This is a genomic window from Paenibacillus sp. GCM10027630, from assembly GCF_042676305.1.
Classification (GTDB): domain Bacteria; phylum Bacillota; class Bacilli; order Paenibacillales; family NBRC-103111; genus Paenibacillus_S.
This window is the reverse complement of the sequence record NZ_JBHTGY010000056.1, coordinates 111,907-129,808: the sequence shown is the minus strand read 5'-3', so window position 1 is coordinate 129,808 and position 17,902 is coordinate 111,907. Positions and strand designations below refer to the sequence as shown.

At 46.2% G+C, this 17,902-nt stretch carries 12 protein-coding genes and 2 pseudogenes; 3 read left to right on the top strand and 11 right to left on the bottom strand.

Features of this window, described 5'->3' with window-relative positions; translation table 11 throughout:
• Window positions 1–503: 503 nt before the first annotated feature.
• From ACFQ0C_RS27755 to ACFQ0C_RS27740, 4 genes and pseudogenes are all read right to left on the bottom strand, one after another.
• Window positions 504–1,136 (bottom strand): S-layer homology domain-containing protein, encoded by a 633-nt coding sequence (locus ACFQ0C_RS27755; protein WP_379371509.1) that lies wholly within the window; start codon window positions 1,134–1,136, stop codon window positions 504–506.
• Between the two features lie 966 nt (window positions 1,137–2,102).
• Window positions 2,103–3,374, bottom strand: a pseudogene (locus tag ACFQ0C_RS27750) (pectate lyase family protein); the annotation flags it as partial.
• Window positions 3,366–4,826: pseudogene (locus ACFQ0C_RS27745) on the bottom strand (pectinesterase family protein); the annotation flags it as partial. The pseudogenes ACFQ0C_RS27750 and ACFQ0C_RS27745, both read right to left, overlap by 9 nt.
• A 3,586-nt stretch (window positions 4,827–8,412) precedes the next feature.
• On the bottom strand, window positions 8,413–8,781 hold the full coding sequence (locus tag ACFQ0C_RS27740; protein ID WP_379371496.1) for a winged helix-turn-helix transcriptional regulator: 369 nt from the start codon (window positions 8,779–8,781) through the stop codon (window positions 8,413–8,415).
• 187 nt (window positions 8,782–8,968) lie between these two features.
• Between ACFQ0C_RS27740 and hxlA the strand changes: the two genes are divergently transcribed.
• Both hxlA and hxlB read left to right on the top strand, forming a co-directional pair.
• On the top strand, window positions 8,969–9,604 hold the full coding sequence (gene hxlA / locus ACFQ0C_RS27735; protein ID WP_258214192.1) for a 3-hexulose-6-phosphate synthase: 636 nt from the start codon (window positions 8,969–8,971) through the stop codon (window positions 9,602–9,604).
• 2 nt (window positions 9,605–9,606) lie between these two features.
• Complete coding sequence (hxlB, locus tag ACFQ0C_RS27730; protein WP_379371493.1) at window positions 9,607–10,164, top strand: 6-phospho-3-hexuloisomerase; 558 nt, start codon at window positions 9,607–9,609, stop codon at window positions 10,162–10,164.
• A 113-nt stretch (window positions 10,165–10,277) separates the two neighbouring features.
• Here hxlB and ACFQ0C_RS27725 read toward each other — a convergent pair whose 3' ends face one another.
• The 6 genes from ACFQ0C_RS27725 to ACFQ0C_RS27700 all read right to left on the bottom strand — a co-directional run bounded on the left by ACFQ0C_RS27725 (window position 10,278) and on the right by ACFQ0C_RS27700 (window position 15,654).
• Window positions 10,278–10,514 (bottom strand): glycine zipper 2TM domain-containing protein, encoded by a 237-nt coding sequence (locus tag ACFQ0C_RS27725; protein ID WP_379371491.1) that lies wholly within the window; start codon window positions 10,512–10,514, stop codon window positions 10,278–10,280.
• 142 nt (window positions 10,515–10,656) lie between these two features.
• Entirely contained in the window at window positions 10,657–10,728 is a 72-nt protein-coding gene (locus tag ACFQ0C_RS27720) for a YjcZ family sporulation protein (RefSeq protein WP_379371507.1), read from the bottom strand.
• Window positions 10,729–10,795: 67 nt separating this feature from the next.
• Window positions 10,796–11,374, bottom strand: coding sequence for a sulfite oxidase-like oxidoreductase (locus ACFQ0C_RS27715; RefSeq protein ID WP_379371489.1), 579 nt, complete (start codon window positions 11,372–11,374; stop codon window positions 10,796–10,798).
• 57 nt (window positions 11,375–11,431) lie between these two features.
• Window positions 11,432–13,270, bottom strand: coding sequence for a PAS domain S-box protein (locus tag ACFQ0C_RS27710; protein WP_379371505.1), 1,839 nt, complete (start codon window positions 13,268–13,270; stop codon window positions 11,432–11,434).
• A 105-nt stretch (window positions 13,271–13,375) separates the two neighbouring features.
• Window positions 13,376–14,320, bottom strand: a complete 945-nt coding sequence (locus tag ACFQ0C_RS27705) for a Gfo/Idh/MocA family protein (protein ID WP_379371487.1) — start codon at window positions 14,318–14,320, stop codon at window positions 13,376–13,378.
• Between the two features lie 56 nt (window positions 14,321–14,376).
• Window positions 14,377–15,654 carry an MFS transporter gene (locus ACFQ0C_RS27700; RefSeq protein ID WP_379371485.1) on the bottom strand — a complete coding sequence of 426 codons (1,278 nt, stop codon included), beginning with the start codon at window positions 15,652–15,654 and terminating at the stop codon, window positions 14,377–14,379.
• 155 nt (window positions 15,655–15,809) lie between these two features.
• On the opposite strand from ACFQ0C_RS27700, the gene ACFQ0C_RS27695 reads away from it, so the two are divergent.
• Window positions 15,810–16,385: a hypothetical protein gene (locus tag ACFQ0C_RS27695; RefSeq protein WP_379371483.1), complete on the top strand. Its 576-nt coding sequence runs from the start codon at window positions 15,810–15,812 to the stop codon at window positions 16,383–16,385.
• A 3-nt stretch (window positions 16,386–16,388) separates the two neighbouring features.
• Here ACFQ0C_RS27695 and ACFQ0C_RS27690 read toward each other — a convergent pair whose 3' ends face one another.
• Window positions 16,389–17,873 carry a leucyl aminopeptidase gene (locus tag ACFQ0C_RS27690; RefSeq protein ID WP_379371503.1) on the bottom strand — a complete coding sequence of 495 codons (1,485 nt, stop codon included), beginning with the start codon at window positions 17,871–17,873 and terminating at the stop codon, window positions 16,389–16,391.
• Window positions 17,874–17,902: the final 29 nt, after the last annotated feature.

The following is a 17,902-nucleotide window of genomic DNA, read 5'->3' as shown; positions in this document are numbered from 1 at the left end:
GCTATGTTTCACCGGATCAATACGAGGCCATGTATTACAAAAAGGTTGTGTGATATCTCTTATTTGAGTGTCTACTTTCTTGACAGAGATCCAAATGTCACGTTATTTTTCCACATAATAGCGTTCCAAGCCCTATAACTGGAATTTCTCATGCTAATTCTAAGGATTTTGGGTGATATCACCCCTTATCACCTCTATTAGCAGGAGTATTTCCAGTTAGATTGCTTTCTAACGATATCCAGACTGAATTAACGGGAGGATTTCCATCTATCGCCTTTCTTTTTGGCAGCCCTCCGAAAATCCTAGTCTCCTTTAGAATGAAAGCAACCTCTGAACATCTGTTCACGCACGATCACTTAAGCAGCATTAGAAAGGGTACCAGAGGGAGCGCTATAAAGCAATTAACTCCCTCTTATATGTTAAGAAAGAGCAGAGAGAATGATCTCGATGTTAACTTAATGACATTGAGAATGATCTCCCTGCTCTTTCAATGTGTAATGCGTTTAGTTCATAAATTCAACGAATTGCAGCAATCGTTTCAGCATGACTGCAGCTTCTGCACGGCTTGCATGTTCATTAGGCATGAATGCGTCAGCCGACTTGCCGTTAATAATACCGGCATTCACAGACTGAGCGACAGCGCTTGATGCCCAGCTGTTGATAGCCTTGCTGTCGGTGAAAACAGCTAATGCTTTCGCATCAGAGTCTACTTTCTTGCCAGCCAGACCAATTGCACGACTGACCATCACAGCCATTTGCTCGCGGGTGATATTGGCGCTCGGACGGAAGGAACCGTCCTCGAAGCCAGCAACCAGACCTGCTTTAGAAGCAGCACTTACAGAACCCGCGTACCAATCGTTAGCCGACACGTCGGAGTATGCTGTGCTATTCCCTTCGTTCAAGCCCAGGGCGCGCGTGAGAAGTGTAGCAAACTCAGCACGTGTAATTGGGCTTTGGGGTGCAAAGCTTGTTGCTGTTGTTCCATCGACCACCAGCTTGGATGCCAGCAGGTCAATATCGCTCTTAGCCCAGTGACCGTTCAAATCGGCAAACGTTTTGCCCGACTCTACTATGGCGTAAATACTATTCCCCGGACGTTTGATTGTCACGCCTGTAACACCGCCATTTACCTTCATAATCGCCGGTACGAAGATTAGTTTGCCGGTAGCAGGGTTATAAAGGACAGCTGTTACTTTATTCGGATCAACCATGTTTGGAATTTCCAGTGTTCGTTCCACGTAAGTACTGCCAAAATCATTAATGGATGTAGATTTGCCATTGGCTTCAACCGTAATTTTGAAATCAACACCATGGTTAAGCAGCTTCAATCCGTTTTCTTTTGCCTTGGATTCCAGTCCAGCTGCGGATGCTCCTGTAACCTTTTCTATCGATATGATTACCTTCACATCTTTAACATCTGCGCCTAATCCTTTTGCCAGTTCTTTTACATCAATCAATTTCACTGGCAAGCTATATGTGACATTATCCAATTTGATGGACAAAACCGCCGCAGGTACTTTACCTTGCACATCCGATATGGAGGAAGCAGGAATCTCAACCGTTGCAGCTGTTTCCTTCACTTCGGCCTCAATACGAATCTTCGGTTCAGCAGTACTGCTGCCAGCTGCAAGCAAACTATCCAGCGCTTTAGACAGAGCCGCCGCATCCACAATAACCCTTGCTACCGTGGTTCCATCCGCTCTTTTCTCGCTCAATGGCGTCACACGAATGCTCGAATCGTTTGCCGGAGCAGTTACTGTACCTCCACTTGACCCCGATGGAGTCGATGAAGAATTGCCTGAAGATTTATTGGAATCTTCGTAGGTTACTCTTGCATTCGCTTCATTGGATGTAACTTCCACCCCAGCAGCTTTCACAGCTGTAACTACATAATAGTATGTCATGCTGCGGATCAATCCTGTATCCACATAGCTTGTTGAAGTAAGCTTATCAGCCACCAGCTCGTATGGACCGCCGCTAGTTAAGCTGCGCTTCACACTATAGGTTTTGGCTCCTGTTACAGCATTCCACGAAAGGTTCACTTGCCTCAAAAACGGTGTTGCTGTAAGGGTCGGAGCTGACATTACAGGCAGTGTATTTTCTGCCCCAGCTTGTGCCGTAACCTTCCCAGGTACCTCCTTAGTTGCATCCATCGAAGTAAACAACGTAGGAGTCCAGCTAACATCACTTAAACCACCGCTGCTTGCTGCAATATTTACTTCCGCTCCATTCAGTACAGAACCTTTATCTGTGAAGTTTTTTCCTCCCAGCACTTGAATTAAAGCTTGTGCCGGTGTCCCTGCGTCTTGGACAAAATAATTGTTTTGCGCATAAATTTGCGATTCAACGCCAACTCCCATCGAGTACAAGTACGGATAGGTCGGATGGCTGTAGGACCCTTCATAGAAATTGTTGTACAGATGAACTTGCCCGTAACGAACGCGAGGCGCGCGTTGGCCTACATTTTGATAATAATTATGATGGAATGTAATTCTTTCTTTGCCCGTATCGCCTGTAAAACTATCACTTCCGCCAACAAGAGTTGTTTTATCATGGTCGTGGAAGTAATTGTAAGATACCGTGATCAGATCGGATGTATTCGTTATATCCAGAGTTCCGTCATGCAGCTGGTATTTGCGTCCGAAATACGTATGATTGTGGTCGTCAGGTTGGCTGCCGTCACTGAACGTATTATGGTCGATCCAAATATGCGTGCCGTTTTTAATCGTAATATTGTCAAAAGCAGAGTTCCAATTACCTGTATCCCCGTCAGTCGGGTCCCACTGCGGGAAATAATCAAAGGCATTTTGGAAATCAATATTGCGAATAATGACATTATCCACGTTCTGAATCATCAGATTACCACCCAAAACCTTGGCGTTTGAGCCAGGCAATCCAACAATTGTCGTGTTAGGGCCTACATTAATTTTGATCTTGTTGCCCTGATTCGTTTCTGACGCAGCGCGAGCCGTTTCAAGGGGGCCTGAAGGCACTGATGTTCTTCCCCAAACCGCCGGATCGTATGCTGCCAGATAAGCATTCAGATCATACGCCGCATCCTTGTAATACTCCATGCCTACCGGATTGTCATTATCATCCACATTCATATCAATAGTGCCCTTAATGTAGATAATCTTTGGAGTGGCATTCGTAGCATTGGTACCATTATTACCGCCTAATGCTTTGATCAGCTCACTACGCTTAGTTACTGTATAAATATTGGCAGGTTCGGCCGCTGCTCCGCCTTTCGTTCCCGTTGTAAAGGAAGCCCATCCATCGTTGACAGCAAGTATCTGCTTCCCGATATCCGTTGCGGAGGTATCCACTACATGGATCGTTAGAGGAACAAAGCTCTCTCCGAATTCGAAAACCAGCGTTGTTGCCCCTGTCTGAAGTCCTGCAAGGAAGGATTTATTAAGGGTAACGACACTGCCGCTAACCGAATAATCTGATTTACCGAGTACGGTCTGATTATTTTTAATTTTGTTCAAAGCTATTCCGTTAGCTTGCAGCATAACTTGAATATCAGCTTGATTGGCAATCTTCTTGTCAAAGGTTGAATTAGTAACGGATACTGTCGGCAAGTAACTTACCTTCGGCATCATGACAGGAATTGAAGGATCCCAACCGCTGAAAAGAGTAGAAATGGTTTTGCTTGCTTCTGAGCCCGTCAGTTGCTTGGCGATCTGCCGCGAAGCCGCATCTGCTCCTGCTCCATAGCTGTTATACTCGTTAAAAGAGTACGAAAGGCAAGTCCCCGCGCAAGCCGCAATCCAACCAGCATTAAGGAACTTCTTAGAATCGATTAACGTATTAATAAAGCTGACGCTGGCATTATCCTTCCATGGGCGTCCCAAATCGTAAACGCCTTGTGCCGAAGCATCATCAACAACTTGGGAATTCAAGAACACATACCCGACATCTGTTGTATTTTTTTGTGCAGCTGCCGTGATGTGTCCTCCACCGCCCGTTTGGCTGACGAGAACCATTTTCACATTATCAAATACTACAGCTGGAGCTTCACCGAAAATGAAATCGACATCTCCTTGAATAATGCTGTTATGGAAATAATGACGGCCTTTCCCCGCAGCATTCAATCCGGTATACAACGTATCCTGATAGCCAATCAATTTGACCGATTCGAATGTCGCCATATCGCTTTTCAATGATAACGCTACAGCCTGCGCTACTGCAGAACGTGGACCAGCACTGTTTTCGATCGTCAAATTGGCAGCCATGAAGTAATCTGCATTGACATCAACGGTCTGGCTAAGGAAGGTGTTGCCGGTATGTCCCGGTTGACCTGTCGTTGCCGCTGTTCCTGCGTAATCACCATACACGATTTTGGTCACATCCATCCCCGCCCCGACAAGACTGACATATGGACGAGTTACAACCAGCTTCTCCGTATACGTTCCTGGCTTGATATAAATGACCGTTCTTTCCGTATTGGTTGTCGGAATGCTGTTTACAGCGCTTTGAATGGTTTTGAACGTCCCTTGGTCCGCTGTGGGACTGGCATCAACAGTAAGCACTTTAGCCGGGAGCACCACGACCTCATCTGATTGTTGACTTTCTCCACTCGCATTCACTGCTGAGACCACGTAATAATAAGTCGTTCCGTTGACAACGCTCTTATCCTCATAGGATGCTGCACTGCTTGAAACTACCGGATCATAGGAACCGCCACTTGTGGTCGCTCTTTTCACCTTGTATTGGGTTGCACCAGGCACCTCGCTCCAAGTAAGTTTCACACTGCCTGTATCTACAGCTGCTTGTAAGTTTATCGGCTGAACAGGCGCACCTGATACAGGAATGTATGGCATCACCTTCAGTTGATTAGAGATCCTGCTTTCTTGCATAGCTATCTTTTCAGGATTAATTTCGGTTACCTGTGATGCATTAAATGCCGTTATGACATAATAGTAAATCGTTCCGTTAGCTGCACTGTTATCTGTGTAGCTAGTACCGGCCGCTTTAAATTCTGTGTAAGGTCCGCCGCTAGCAGTACTTCTTTTTACACTGTACCCTGTAGCCTTGGCCACCGGGGACCAATTCAGAGTAACACTGCCGTTTCCTGGTACAGCACTTAATAGAGTCGGTGCTCCTACAGGCGCTGCTGGGGCGACTTTTAGAAGGTCAGAGCTCGGACTGCTGCCTCCCATATTTTCAGCTACAACTTGGTAATAGTACTCCGTACCATCAACTAGACCTTTATCCAGGTACGTCAGACCGCCAAACTTCTGTGCCACTGTAACAAAAGGACCATTTGGTGTCGTACTTCTATAGAGTGTATAGGTGGAAACGACTTTCATGCCATCTCCATCTATGCCCTGTACTTCGCTCCAATTCAGGGTAATCTGGCTGTCCCGGATAGCCGTATTAGAAAATACGGGTGCTGAAGCAGGAGGCTGTACGTTGTTCGGATAGCCCAAGGCCTCGTGAGAGAAATCACTTTCCCCGCTCGCATTAACACTAGTGACAACATAATAATAATTTTTCTTGTTCTCCAATCCCGTATCCGTATAGGTTGGTGAAGACAGATCGGTTGCAACACGCGTATAAGCGCCTTTGGAAGTTGTACTTCGATATACGTTATACGAATCTGCTCCACTAGCTGCGCCCCACTTAAGCACTACCATATTGTTAGCGCCTGCTGTGGTCAACATTTGTGGAGTTACAGCACTTTGCTTGTAAACTCTCACATTATCAACATACATACTACCAGTTGACGACCCGGCTGTTCTTGCTTGAATTTTGGAAATGTTGGTGTCTAGTGTACTAAACTTATAGTTTCCTTCGTAAATTCCGTTAAGAAATACATCAGCAGAATTTGTACCTGTATCGGCAACGAATTTTAGATTATACCAATTGACTGCATTACTAGGGTTAATGGGTAAAAAAGTATTGAGATTCGTAACACTGAATGAAAGTACCGTCTTGCCTGAGCTGTCGAGCAATTCTAAAGGATAAGAATCACCAATGACTTTAGGCTGCATGAAATCCAACTCAGCGGTTAGGCCGTTTTTACCTGATACCGGAGTGAAAGTATTCGTGTAGCCGCCTCTGCGACTTGCATTTGCATTATCATTGATCCACAATACATTAGTTGAATTTCCTATAATAGCTGGTGATTTATTATTTGCCGGTGCAGCCTCAGTCGGCAAATAATATTTATTCGTCAAATTATTATTGTTAATTACGGTTATGTTATTAATCGCAGCATCCGCTGCTGCAGCAATAGTTACATACCCTGACGGTGTATCTCCAAGCACGCTTGTTTCAAAATTATCATTAATTAGAAAAGCTCTTGTCTTGCCCGACACCTCGCTTGAGCTGTCGCTTTCTCCCAGTGCGTTTACAGCAGTCACCACATAATAATAAGTGGTTCCGTTAGTTAAGCCGGTGTCTGTGAAGCTTGCATTGCCAGCGTTCACAGTGTTGATAACCGTGTACGGGCCACCTGCCTTCGCGCTTCGTTTGATTTTATATGAGGCCGCCCCCGACACGCTGCCCCAGTATAAACTTGCTTGCTTGTCGCCTGCCCAAACCACCAGATTTGCCGGTGCAGCAGGAAGCGAAGGAGTATTAGGTGTCGCCGATACAGAATTGGAGTTTGCACTTTCTACCGATGACACATTAACGGCCGTAACCACATAGTCATAGGCAGTTCCATTAAGAGCGCTGTTGTCGGTGAAGCTTAGTGCTGCAACATTTTGCAAAATGGTGTAGGAGCTTTCCGATGTCAATTTGCGCTTGACGTTATAGGATGCCGCACCAGTGGCTGCTGTCCATTGAAGATCGACTTTATTATTGCCACCAATTGCCGTCAATCCTGATGGTGCAGGCTGAGCGCTAGGAGCGATTGGCGATGCTTTTACCTGATTGGAGTATACGCTTTCGGTTACCGGGCTAACGGCTGTAATGACATAATAATAGTCCTGTCCGTTCGTTACCGTCGTATCTGAGTAGCTAAGCCCCGTTACTGGACTTGTATTAATGGAGGTGTACAAGCTTCCGCTTGTATTGCTGCGTTTGACGTTATAATACGTTGCACCCGTTACAGAGCTCCAGCTTAAGTCAACTTTACCGGAAGCTACGGTTGGCGCTGAAAGCGTTGGAGCAGGAAGTGCTGTGTACACTTTGATATTGTCTAAATAAAATTCCATTTGAGCCCCATCGCCAGTATTGATCTCAAGGCCACCGATATCTGTGAAGGTAGGTGAGGTAATAAAACTTACGGATGAAGCCGTGTATGTATTGCTGCTATCCGTAACAATAACGTTATATTTAGAGTCTAATAAATCAAGTTCAAACTTTATGTGATACCATTTACCGGTACTGAAGTTCAGTGGCGGAGAGAAGTCCGTAAGAGCATTACTGGCATTTCGATATTGAAGTTTATTGCCAGATCCGGTTTCAATAGAAATTGGCCTTATGTTATTACTACTGTTTGCAACCCGAAACCGGGCGTTTGTATTCGTTCCCCCGCTGAGAGTGTTAGTCAAAAAATCATACTCCATATTAAACTTTGCCCCGCTAGCAACAGTTTGAGGGGTAAAGGTAGTCAGAGCACTAATACTTCCTTTACTGGCCGAAACATTATCAATTAAATGGAGCACCTTGCTACCATTTAGGTCAACAACCTTAGCATTAAGGTCTGATACCGCTGTGGTATTGATCAGATTCTCAAGAATGGTAGTTGCGAATTTGATATCCTTTACCGTTACATTACTGGAGGTCGTTGCAGTACCTGTCCCAGCCGTACCTAAACTGCTCAATACATTTCCCGAAGTCCAAGTCTCAAAATTTTCAAAGTACGGCAAAGTCACTGCCGCTTGCACGTTACCACTGTTTAACGGTATTGAAGCCAGTATTAGAACCGCTGTCATAACGATGCTTATCCATCTCTTCATTCGTATCATTTGCTTCATATGTTGCATGTTCCTCCTTTAATACGCTTATCTTTCAACCTACACCAAGTAATTTAAGCCCTATCCCCCTTCACTCCTGAACTCTGCCCGTCTGCATTTTCATTATGGGCGCCAAATCCACCCCAATCTATAATCATCTCACTTGAAGTTAGGTGATTACTTGCAACCGCACGGCTTTCGTTGACAATCAGCTTGTTTTAACCTACAAACGCAAATAACCCCCTAGGGAGCAATTCCCTTAGGGGGTTATTAACATCATTCTAAACCTCTACAATTTCATTTGTTAAATTTAGCATATTCGCGATTCATCTATTCAAGGTTTGGATAACCGACGTTTTGGCCCAGAACTCCGCTTCACGGTCAAATCCTCCGCCATCCAGCTTGCTCAGGGTTTACGGATACTCACTTCCCGCGGCCACCGTGTTTGGATTCTGGGAGCACAGGTCAAGACGAAGCTCCTGACACTATTCCAATGCCTTTATGACTCAGAGCCTTCATTCCAGATTACCTTCTCACCATAATCCTTGCCCCAGTTGTACATCATTTTTAAAATAGGCATTAAGCTTTCACCATAATCCGTTAATGAATATTCCACTCTTGGAGGAACTTCGGCGTACACTTTACGTGTCACCAGTTGGTCCTCTTCTAACTCACGAAGCTGGTTAGTTAACATCTTTTGAGTGATAGAAGGGATTAATTTTTTCAGCTCGCTAAACCTTTTGGTCCCCTCTAACCCCAGATGCCAAAGAATAATCAGCTTCCATTTCCCCCCAATAACTGCAAGAGTCAATTCTTTCTCGCAATTAATTTCCTTCAGGTTAATCCGTTCCTTTAACTCACTTGCCATGATTACTTCACTCCTTTTTCAAGAGAATGTCTAATAACACCCGAACCGAATCATCAAGCCAGGCTCAATAGTATCTTCTGAGTAACTACACCACTTACAAGTGCGTACTTCCCAATTGGATAGTTAAGTCCTAGAATAAGTCTTGTTCAGAAAAATTACAACTAATTGTTATAAAGGAGAGGTATTAATGGAACTTCAACTAGCATTGGATCTTGTAAATATTCCTCAAGCTAAGGAGCTCGTCAAGGAAGTCGAAGCTTATATAGATATCGTTGAAATCGGCACACCTGTTGTTATCAATGAAGGGCTGAGGGCCGTCAAGGAAATCAAAGAAGCCTTTCCTCATTTGAAGGTTTTGGCTGATCTTAAAATTATGGATGCCGGTGGCTATGAAGTCATGAAAGCATCTGAAGCCGGTGCTGATATTATTACCGTGTTGGGTGTTTCGGATAACAAAACGATTCAAGGCGCGGTAGAGGAAGCTAGAAAGCAAAACCGCAAAATCATGGTAGACATGATCAATGTAAAAGATATTGAAGGTCGCGCGAAAGAAATCGATGCGTTCGGGGTAGATTATATTTGTGTACATTCCGGCTACGACCATCAGGCTGATGGAAAAAATTCCTTCGAAGAGCTTGCAGCTATTAAACGGGTGGTCAAGCATGCCAAGACCGCTATTGCAGGCGGTATCAAGCTGGATACCCTGCCGGAAGTTATCCTGGCAAATCCCGATCTTGTTATCGTTGGCGGCGGCATTACTGGCCATGAAAACAAAAAATTTGCAGCTGCAACAATGCAATCATTAGTTAAACAAGGCGTGTAATTATGCAGATTACTCAATATACAAATGAGGTTATAAAAGAGTTAAATCGTACGGCATCTTTAATCTCTGAGGAATCCGCTGAGAAATTAGTAGAACATATTTTGCAAGCAGAAAGGATCTTTGTGGCTGGAGCCGGCAGATCCGGTCTCATGATGAAAGCTTTTGCTATGCGGATGATGCATATGGGGCTTCAGGTTTATGTTGTAGGTGAATCTGTGACACCGGGTTTATCGAAAGAAGATCTGTTGATCATTGGCTCCGGCTCAGGAGAAACGAAAAGCTTGCTTGCCATGGCGGCTAAAGCTGCAGGCATAGGGGCTGCTGTAGCGATCACAACAGTTATTCCTGACTCATCCATTGGGCGATTAGCAGATATCGTCATTCAAATACCCGCCCTATCCAAGGACACAACGGATAGCGGTCTAACAAGCATTCAGCCTATGGGCTCTTTGTTTGAGCAGAGTATTCTTCTGCTGTTCGATTCAATCATTCTCCAAATGATGAACAGGTTGGATTTAGATTCCTCAGCCATGTTCGGAAATCATGCCAACCTGGAATAAACATGAAAGGGCAGCTTCGCTACTATAGCGATGGCTGCCTTTTAAAATAGAAAGAAGGCGGATAGGTTTCCCCGCCACCTCTTTTTATCCTCACTTGGAAGATATATCTAACCTTATTTTTCGTTTTCATTCGTGTTATTATCGTTACCTTCAACACTGTCGCCCATTTTATTGCCTAGCGCTGCACCTGCGATTCCACCTGCAACGGTACCAACAGGGCCTAATAGGGAACCCACTACAGCACCTACGACAGCACCGCCCGTAGTTCCTACAGCTTCTCCAACTCCTGACATGTTTGTCGCACTGCTGTCAGAACCTTCTTGTATATTGCGGTCTTTGTTTTTATCCATTCATCTCACTCCTTCGTTTTTATGATAGAAACCGCTTTGTCAGCGCAGTCCCAAAATATATAATGCCCTAACAGAACTGTAAGAATTCTTAAACATATAAATAAAGCGCCCTCAATCCCGAAGGAAAGAGGGCTGTCTTTTGTTAGATAAATGCACGAGAAACATTAACCAACAATATGAAAAGAACGAGAATTACACCCGTAGAAGTAAACAAATCTTCAGCATTTTATGAACGAAGGAGTAATAGAGATTGGACTGTTCAAAAACAGGCGCTTTAAAGCCTAGTCAAAATCATAACGTTGCTCTTTAAAAGGATCGCCGTACATATGATAGCCATTACGCTCCCAGAAGCCCGGCTTATCCTTCTCCATGAACTCAATACCACGAATCCACTTGGCGCTTTTCCAGAAATATAGGTGGGGCACCACCATTCGTACAGGATAACCATGCTCCGGGGTCAGCAATTGCCCGTTATGTCGGATGCCGAAGAAGGAGGTTTCCCGCAAGAAGTCTTCCAGCGGCAAATTCGTTGACCATCCGTGCTCCGCATGCAGCATGACATACTTCGCCTCAGGTTTCAGCTTAACCCGCTTCATCACCTCGCTTACGGCAATACCCTCCCATACATTGTCCAGCTTCGACCATGTCGTCACGCAGTGGATATCGTTGTTGAACTCCTGCCGCGGTAACGCCATAAAATCCTTGTGGCTAATCGTTGCGTCTTCTTCAACTAGCCCGAACAGCTTGAAGTCCCATTTGCTCATATCATTGTAATAAGGGACCGTGCCGTAGTGCAGAACCGGGAATCCCTCGGTTAAAGTTTGTCCCGGCGGTACTCGGTCATTTGTAATTTTACTCATTTTTCACTGTCTCCCTCTTTTTCCCGAAAGTCCGTCTCCTCTTATTATACCCCTGCTCTATGTACCTATAACCTGTCTCTCTGTTGGGAGGGGAAACCTCACTTCTACCCGTGTACCCTCATTCAGCTTGCTTGTCACAAAAAACTGCCCGCCATGCTGCTCAATAATTTTATGGCTGATCATCAGCCCTAAGCCTGTGCCGCCCTCTTTAGTTGTGAAAAAGGGTTCGCCCAAGCGTGTCAGCAGCTCTTCAGGGATACCGCTGCCTTGATCCTCAATACTAAGAACGATGTATCCAGTAGAAGCTTCATCTGTTAGCTGTATTTTTATGACTCCACCTTTTTTCATCGCTTCAATGGAGTTTTTCAAAAAGTTAATGATAATTTGTTTAATCTGGTTAGGATCGCAATAAACCGGGTAATGATCTTGCTCGGCAATCAATATAATTTCTATATTGTTCATAATGGCCTGTGTGCCGATTAAAGCCATTACTTCCTCAGCCAAGTCCTTCAAATTCATTGATTTCAGCTGCAAAGATTGGGGCTTGGATAACACCAGCAGCTCGCTTACAATAAGCTCAATCCGCTCCAGCTCTTCTTTCATTATGTCCAAATACTTAGGAACCTGTTGATTACTGTGCAGCATGAGCTGAATAAATCCCTTAAGTGCAGTTAACGGATTACGGATTTCATGCGCTACTCCGGCAGCCAGCTGACCTACAACCGACAGCTTTTCAGAATTACGCAGCATCTCATCCCTTTTCTTCTGCTCTGTAACATCCTTAACCATAACGTAGCATCCAGTCAATTGCTGCTGGATAATGATAGGGGCAAGTGTTACAAGCAGATCAATAACGTGACCATCCTTATGCAGCATTCGGATGTCCGCTCTTTCTATTTGTTCTCCCTTCATCAACAGCTTAAACCGCCCTGTCATAATTGACGCATCCTCATCATGCAGCAAGCTTGTAAAATGTACACCCTTTAATTCCTCAATGGTATAACCCGAGAGATCCTTGGCTGCAGGGTTAGCCGACGTTATAATTCCTCTTCGATCAAGTGCCATTATGGCATCGGGATTATAATTTTTTAGAGAAGTATACCTGTCATAGGTTTCCTCTAATAGTGCTTGCGACTGCTTGCGCTCCGAGATGTCTTGGACTATTCCTTGAATTTTATGAGGTGCTCCCTGCTCATCCAATATGACAATACCTTGAATATATACATGTTTGTTATGTCTTTTGGCCGTAATAAGCCGACACTCCAGCTCGAACATGCCAGAGGTTGTAGCCAGCCCCAGCTTCTGCTGGAATTGTTCCCGGTCATCGGGGTGTACAAAATTCATTATGTTATTGGACTTGCCGACGACACGAGACGGATGCAGTTCAACAATGCAGAATAATTGTTCCGTCCAGATGATTTCATCCTTTTGGATATCCCAATCCCAGCTGCCAATGCATGCGATTTTTTGAGCTTCTGCCAAGCTTCTCTGGCTTTTGATCAAAGCCTGTTCCGCTTGCCTTTTTTGCATGGAAATTCCAGTAATATGGATATGAAGAACGGACTGCTGACCCGACTGAACCGAATCGGTCGAATCAACCGTATCAATCGTAATCAAAGACAGCTGCTGAGTCGTCCAAATCGATTGTCCAGACTTATGTATCATACGCAGCTCAAATGGAACGAGAGACGGGACGTGCTCCTTCAATTGTTCAATTTGCAATTGAAATGCTTGCAAATCAGCCGGATGGACTAATGCGAAATACGTTAGGGCCAGTAGCTCCTCTTCATCGTACCCCAGTAAACCGCATAGTGCAGGATTGACTATTATCATCTGTCCATCCATGCCGGCGCAAGCGATACCTGAGGAGCATAATTTAAATGATTGCTCGTAAATAGCAGACTGTTCATACCGATTTGTAATAATGGATCAGCACCTCCCACACATGTCCCTCTGTTGAAACGACTGGATAATATTATGCAGGCATTATAATATGATAAATCATGAAGGCGATAAACGATCTGCAAGCTCATGTACGGCAAGAACGTGAGCTGCGCTGACTGAGCAGGCTTCGGGATGATCCAGGCAATGTATGAAATGATCTACAATTCCAGCAAAGCCCCTCCGATGAAGAACTCCGTCCCAGCTGCCAAAGCTGCTGATTTGCGGAGAAGCAGTGCTGGCTGACAAAATAGCTGAATCCATATTCACTACTTCAGCCGATCGGAAAGACCCGTGAAGCTCCAGCTTCTCCAGATCAGAACCGGCACGCCGAACCATACTGAATTGACCGTATCTGGTACCGGATCGCTGATCTCCATTCGTGAAAGCCAAGCTCCCCGTTCCAATTAACAGCCTTCCAGCTTCATCCGTCTGCTGTGCATAATGCAAAATTTCATGCTTGTCTCCACCCAACCAAAGCAATAAATCCAGCATATGAATCAAGTCATCGTGAAGGGTATGCCGGGCACTGTGCTTTTGCAGCTTGGTTCTATGCTTTGTAACGGTGCATTGCTCGAAGCCGCCGGCTTCCTCCAGCCAAGCTTTGGATCGCAAGTACATGGGGGCAAAGCGGCGATTGAACCCAACAGCGAGCAGAATCTCCTGCTTCAGAGCAAATTCAGCCATTGCGGCCGACTCTGCCAAGCTGTAGGAAAGTGGCTTATCCACATAAACCGCTACACCTTGCTTTAAACAATCCATTACAATTTCATAATGAGTCTCCGTAGGACTATGGATAAACACCGCATCCGGCTTAACTTTTAAAAGATCTTCCAGAGAATCAAAACGCCCGCCAATTCTGTATTGATCGGCTACCTTCGTAACCGTTGCTGTAGTGCGGCTGCTTAATCCGACAATCTCCACCTGCTCGTTTGCAGAAAGAAGTGGTAAATATACCTTTTGGGCAATGTCCCCAAGCCCTATAATTCCGATCCTTTTTTTCATATTTGACGTTACCTCCCCAGGTTCTCACTATCCATCTATTACTGTTACCGGTTACATTATTGCTTTATAACTTCCTTCGATTGAATGCTAAACACATATTTCCCCGCCATACCGATTAGTGCCAGCAGCAAGCCAACAGCGCAGGAAACTCCATATTGCTGAACCCATAAAGGAAACAGGGCCAGCTGCTTATACATAAATCCTCCCAGCATCGGACCAAGAAAACCGGCTATTCCTGTTATAGTTGAGTATACGGCGAAAAACATAGGCCTTTCACTCTTTGGAGTTTCACCAATAATATAATTGAATACGAGTAGATTAAATCCTCCGGTCCCAATTCCTAGCAGGACATGAACCAAAGTTAGCACAACAACTGCGGGCATTAACGCCAAGCCACCCCAAGCCAGACAAGATGCAGCTATAATAGGAAGAGTCCATAGCAGTAGTGTTTTGGCCGAAAATCTGCTATTCAGCAATCCCCATATGTAATAACTTGCCATCATGACTAAGGTCATCACAATCGTGTAGAATGAAACGCTTTCATAGCTTAATTTCATAACGTCCAGCATAACATAGTTAAAAAAAGGAACCGCAACACCCTGTAAGAACAAGAAGAGCGACAAAAACAGGATCGCAGCCCGAAATCCCCTGTCTCTATAAGGCTTGAGAAGCATTGGCCCCAATTGGCTTTCGGTTGATTTCTCAAAAGGCGGGCTCGGATAAAAGGCATAGGCAACTATATTAAGCACTGCACATACGGCGCATATCACAAACAAATACCGGAACCCTTCTCCTCCTGGATAAGCCTCCAAGATTTGTCCACCTGCATAGATAGCTACAGCTCCAATAGCCCATAGAATTGTGTTGCGAAGTCCAAAATATTTGCCGCGAATCGGCGCAGGCACCATATCACTAACTAAGGATGACCATACAACGCTGCCTGCGGCATTTGACAAAAACGCCGTAAAATACATCACTATAAAAACAGGAACCCACCACTCCTTGGCAATTACAAAAGGAATAATCCCTGTTGCCGCCCATAACACTCTGTGCAATCCTCCGAAAATAAGCAGAGTCCATTTGCGGTTGGTTATTTTTTGCATCCAGAAAGCTATCATGATTTGAGCTACGTTAACAAGAGTAGTAACAGCGAGGACCAGGCCAATTTCTTCTGAGGTCGCCCCTAGAAATAATAAATAGCCTGTCAGAAAAGGGCCGCCCAGCATCTGCAGCAAAACGATCGCAGGGAAGCCTTCCAGCGTTGCAACCCATAATCCCCTCCGGTATGCAGAAGGTTTTCTTCTAGGTCGGTTAATGAGATTCGATAAATCCATAGAAATGTAACTCCTTCGACAGGAAACAAGAGCGTCTGACAAAATTTAACGAACTCTTAAAAGGGGAAGCCCTTTAATAAACTACCACCAATGTGATAGAATGAAAATGCTGTGTAGTTTGGCCATATCTGTTTTCCATCTGGGGGATTGCTTTCATGTCGAAAAAACAATCATCATTATTATTTATTTATATCTTCGTATTTCTGGCCTTAATTGGTGTCGCTATCTTTCTTCAATCAGCATTTTATTTGTATGCGGCAACCGCGCTGCCTATACTCATTGTGATGGCATTGCCGGATACTCGAAAAAACCAGTACATTCGCGGTGTGAAAGACCTTAAAGCTGTTCGTATTTATAAACAGTCCAATGAGGACGACCCGCTATTGATCATTACCTTCCAGCAAGGCTTCATTCGCTGGAACAGCAAGAAGCTGTACTTTCATTTAAACGATATTCAACCTGCCCCACATCCACAAGAGCTCGCGAACGAAAATCATGCATCACTTTCCGTTCTGGGCTTCGACCTAACCCCACACCCTAGCAAGACCGGCTGGATCGGCATTGATCTTACCCAGCTTGCGCTAAGAACCGCCAATCTATCCTATACAACGGATGAAATTACCCGTCTGGTTATCCCTATGAACGATCTTGAGGATACGGCGCTGCAGATGATGTCTGCGACAAACACCGTCCCTCTGGGCAAAAGTAAAAATAAAAGCATTTCGGCCTAAGCTTCACATCTGTGAACTGCATAGCCAGTGAGCCAAGGTGCGAACCATCGTCCCGGTGCCGCCTTTCGGCTCTGTACCGCGGTCATTCCACAGCCAGGCTGTTCCGCCGGTATCCAAATGAAGCCATGGTGTGTCTCCGGCAAAAAATCCAATAAACAGCCCGCCTGTAATGCTGCCCGCCCACCGATCGCGTGAGGCGGCGTTTTTTATATCTGCTACATCACTCTTGAGCATATCGTGATATTCCGGATAATTAGGGAACGGCCATACTTTTTCCCCTGCCTGCTTAGCAGCCTGAATAATTTCCTGCTGCAGTACTTCATCATTGGCCACTGCTCCTGTAGCCACATCGGCAAAGCTAACCAGCACAGCGCCGGTCAAGGTCGCTACATCGACAATCCGGGTTGCGCCCAGCTGTTTGGCATAAGTGACTCCGTCTCCTAATACAATACGGCCTTCTGCATCGGTATTTAAAACCTCAACGGTATGGCCGCTCATCATCCTGATTACATCGCCTGGCTTAAAAGCAGCTCCAGACGGCATATTTTCGGCTGCTGGAATAACAATGACCAGGTTAATCCTCGGTTTCAGTCTACCTACGGCATGCAGCAGCCCTAACAACACAGCCGCACCGCCCATATCGCTGATCATTTCTTCCATGCCGTCCGGCTTCTTGAGCGAGATACCCCCGGTATCAAAGGTGATGCCTTTACCAACCAAGCCTACTACATGATCCCATGAATCCGTTCCTTGGTAACGGATAGAGATCATGCGCGGAGGATTGGCGCTGCCTTTGCCAACGGCATGGAGTCCTCCCATGCCATGCTCGACAATGGCTGCCTCATCCAGCACTGTGCAGGCCATGCCGTATTGGGAGGCCACCCGGGCAGCCTCCTGGGCCAGTGTATCCGGCACAAGCACATTGCCGGGCAGGTTCGTCAGGTCGCGCGCGTACTGCGTCGCGACCGCGAACGCCCGCGCAGCCTCCAGCGGCTGCGCAAGAGCCTTGGCGGCGCTGCCGCCGCCTAGCGCCGCGAGTGTCGCCTGATCTGCGATCAGGGCGATCTCGCGCAGCGCAGGCACGGGCGGCTGTGCCGCCACAGCGTAGCTCGGCATGCGGTAGCCGCCGAGCAAGAGCCCTTCGGCGAGCGCGTGAACACGCTCGCCTAGCGGCACAGCCGCCGCGTCAGCGGCTGTGCGCGGCAGCGGCGCCGCGAGCCGCTCGAGCCCGCGGGCCAGCGCCGCGCGGACCGCGTAGACGCCTGCGTCGCGCCAGGCGTCCGTGCCGGCCGCTGCGCGGCCAAGGCCGCCCAGCACAAGCGAGCGGCAGGGCAAAAGCCCAAGCGTCGGCAGCACCTCCGCTTGGCCCAATCCGGCCGCGAACTGTCCCCGTTCGCGCATCCCCGACACCTCGGCTGCCAATGGAGCCGGCAGCCATTCCTTCAAGCTCTCCGCGTCGTCTAGCTCCGCTGGCGTTAACAGAAGCATCAGCGCGTCTGCATTAACGCGCTGCAGCG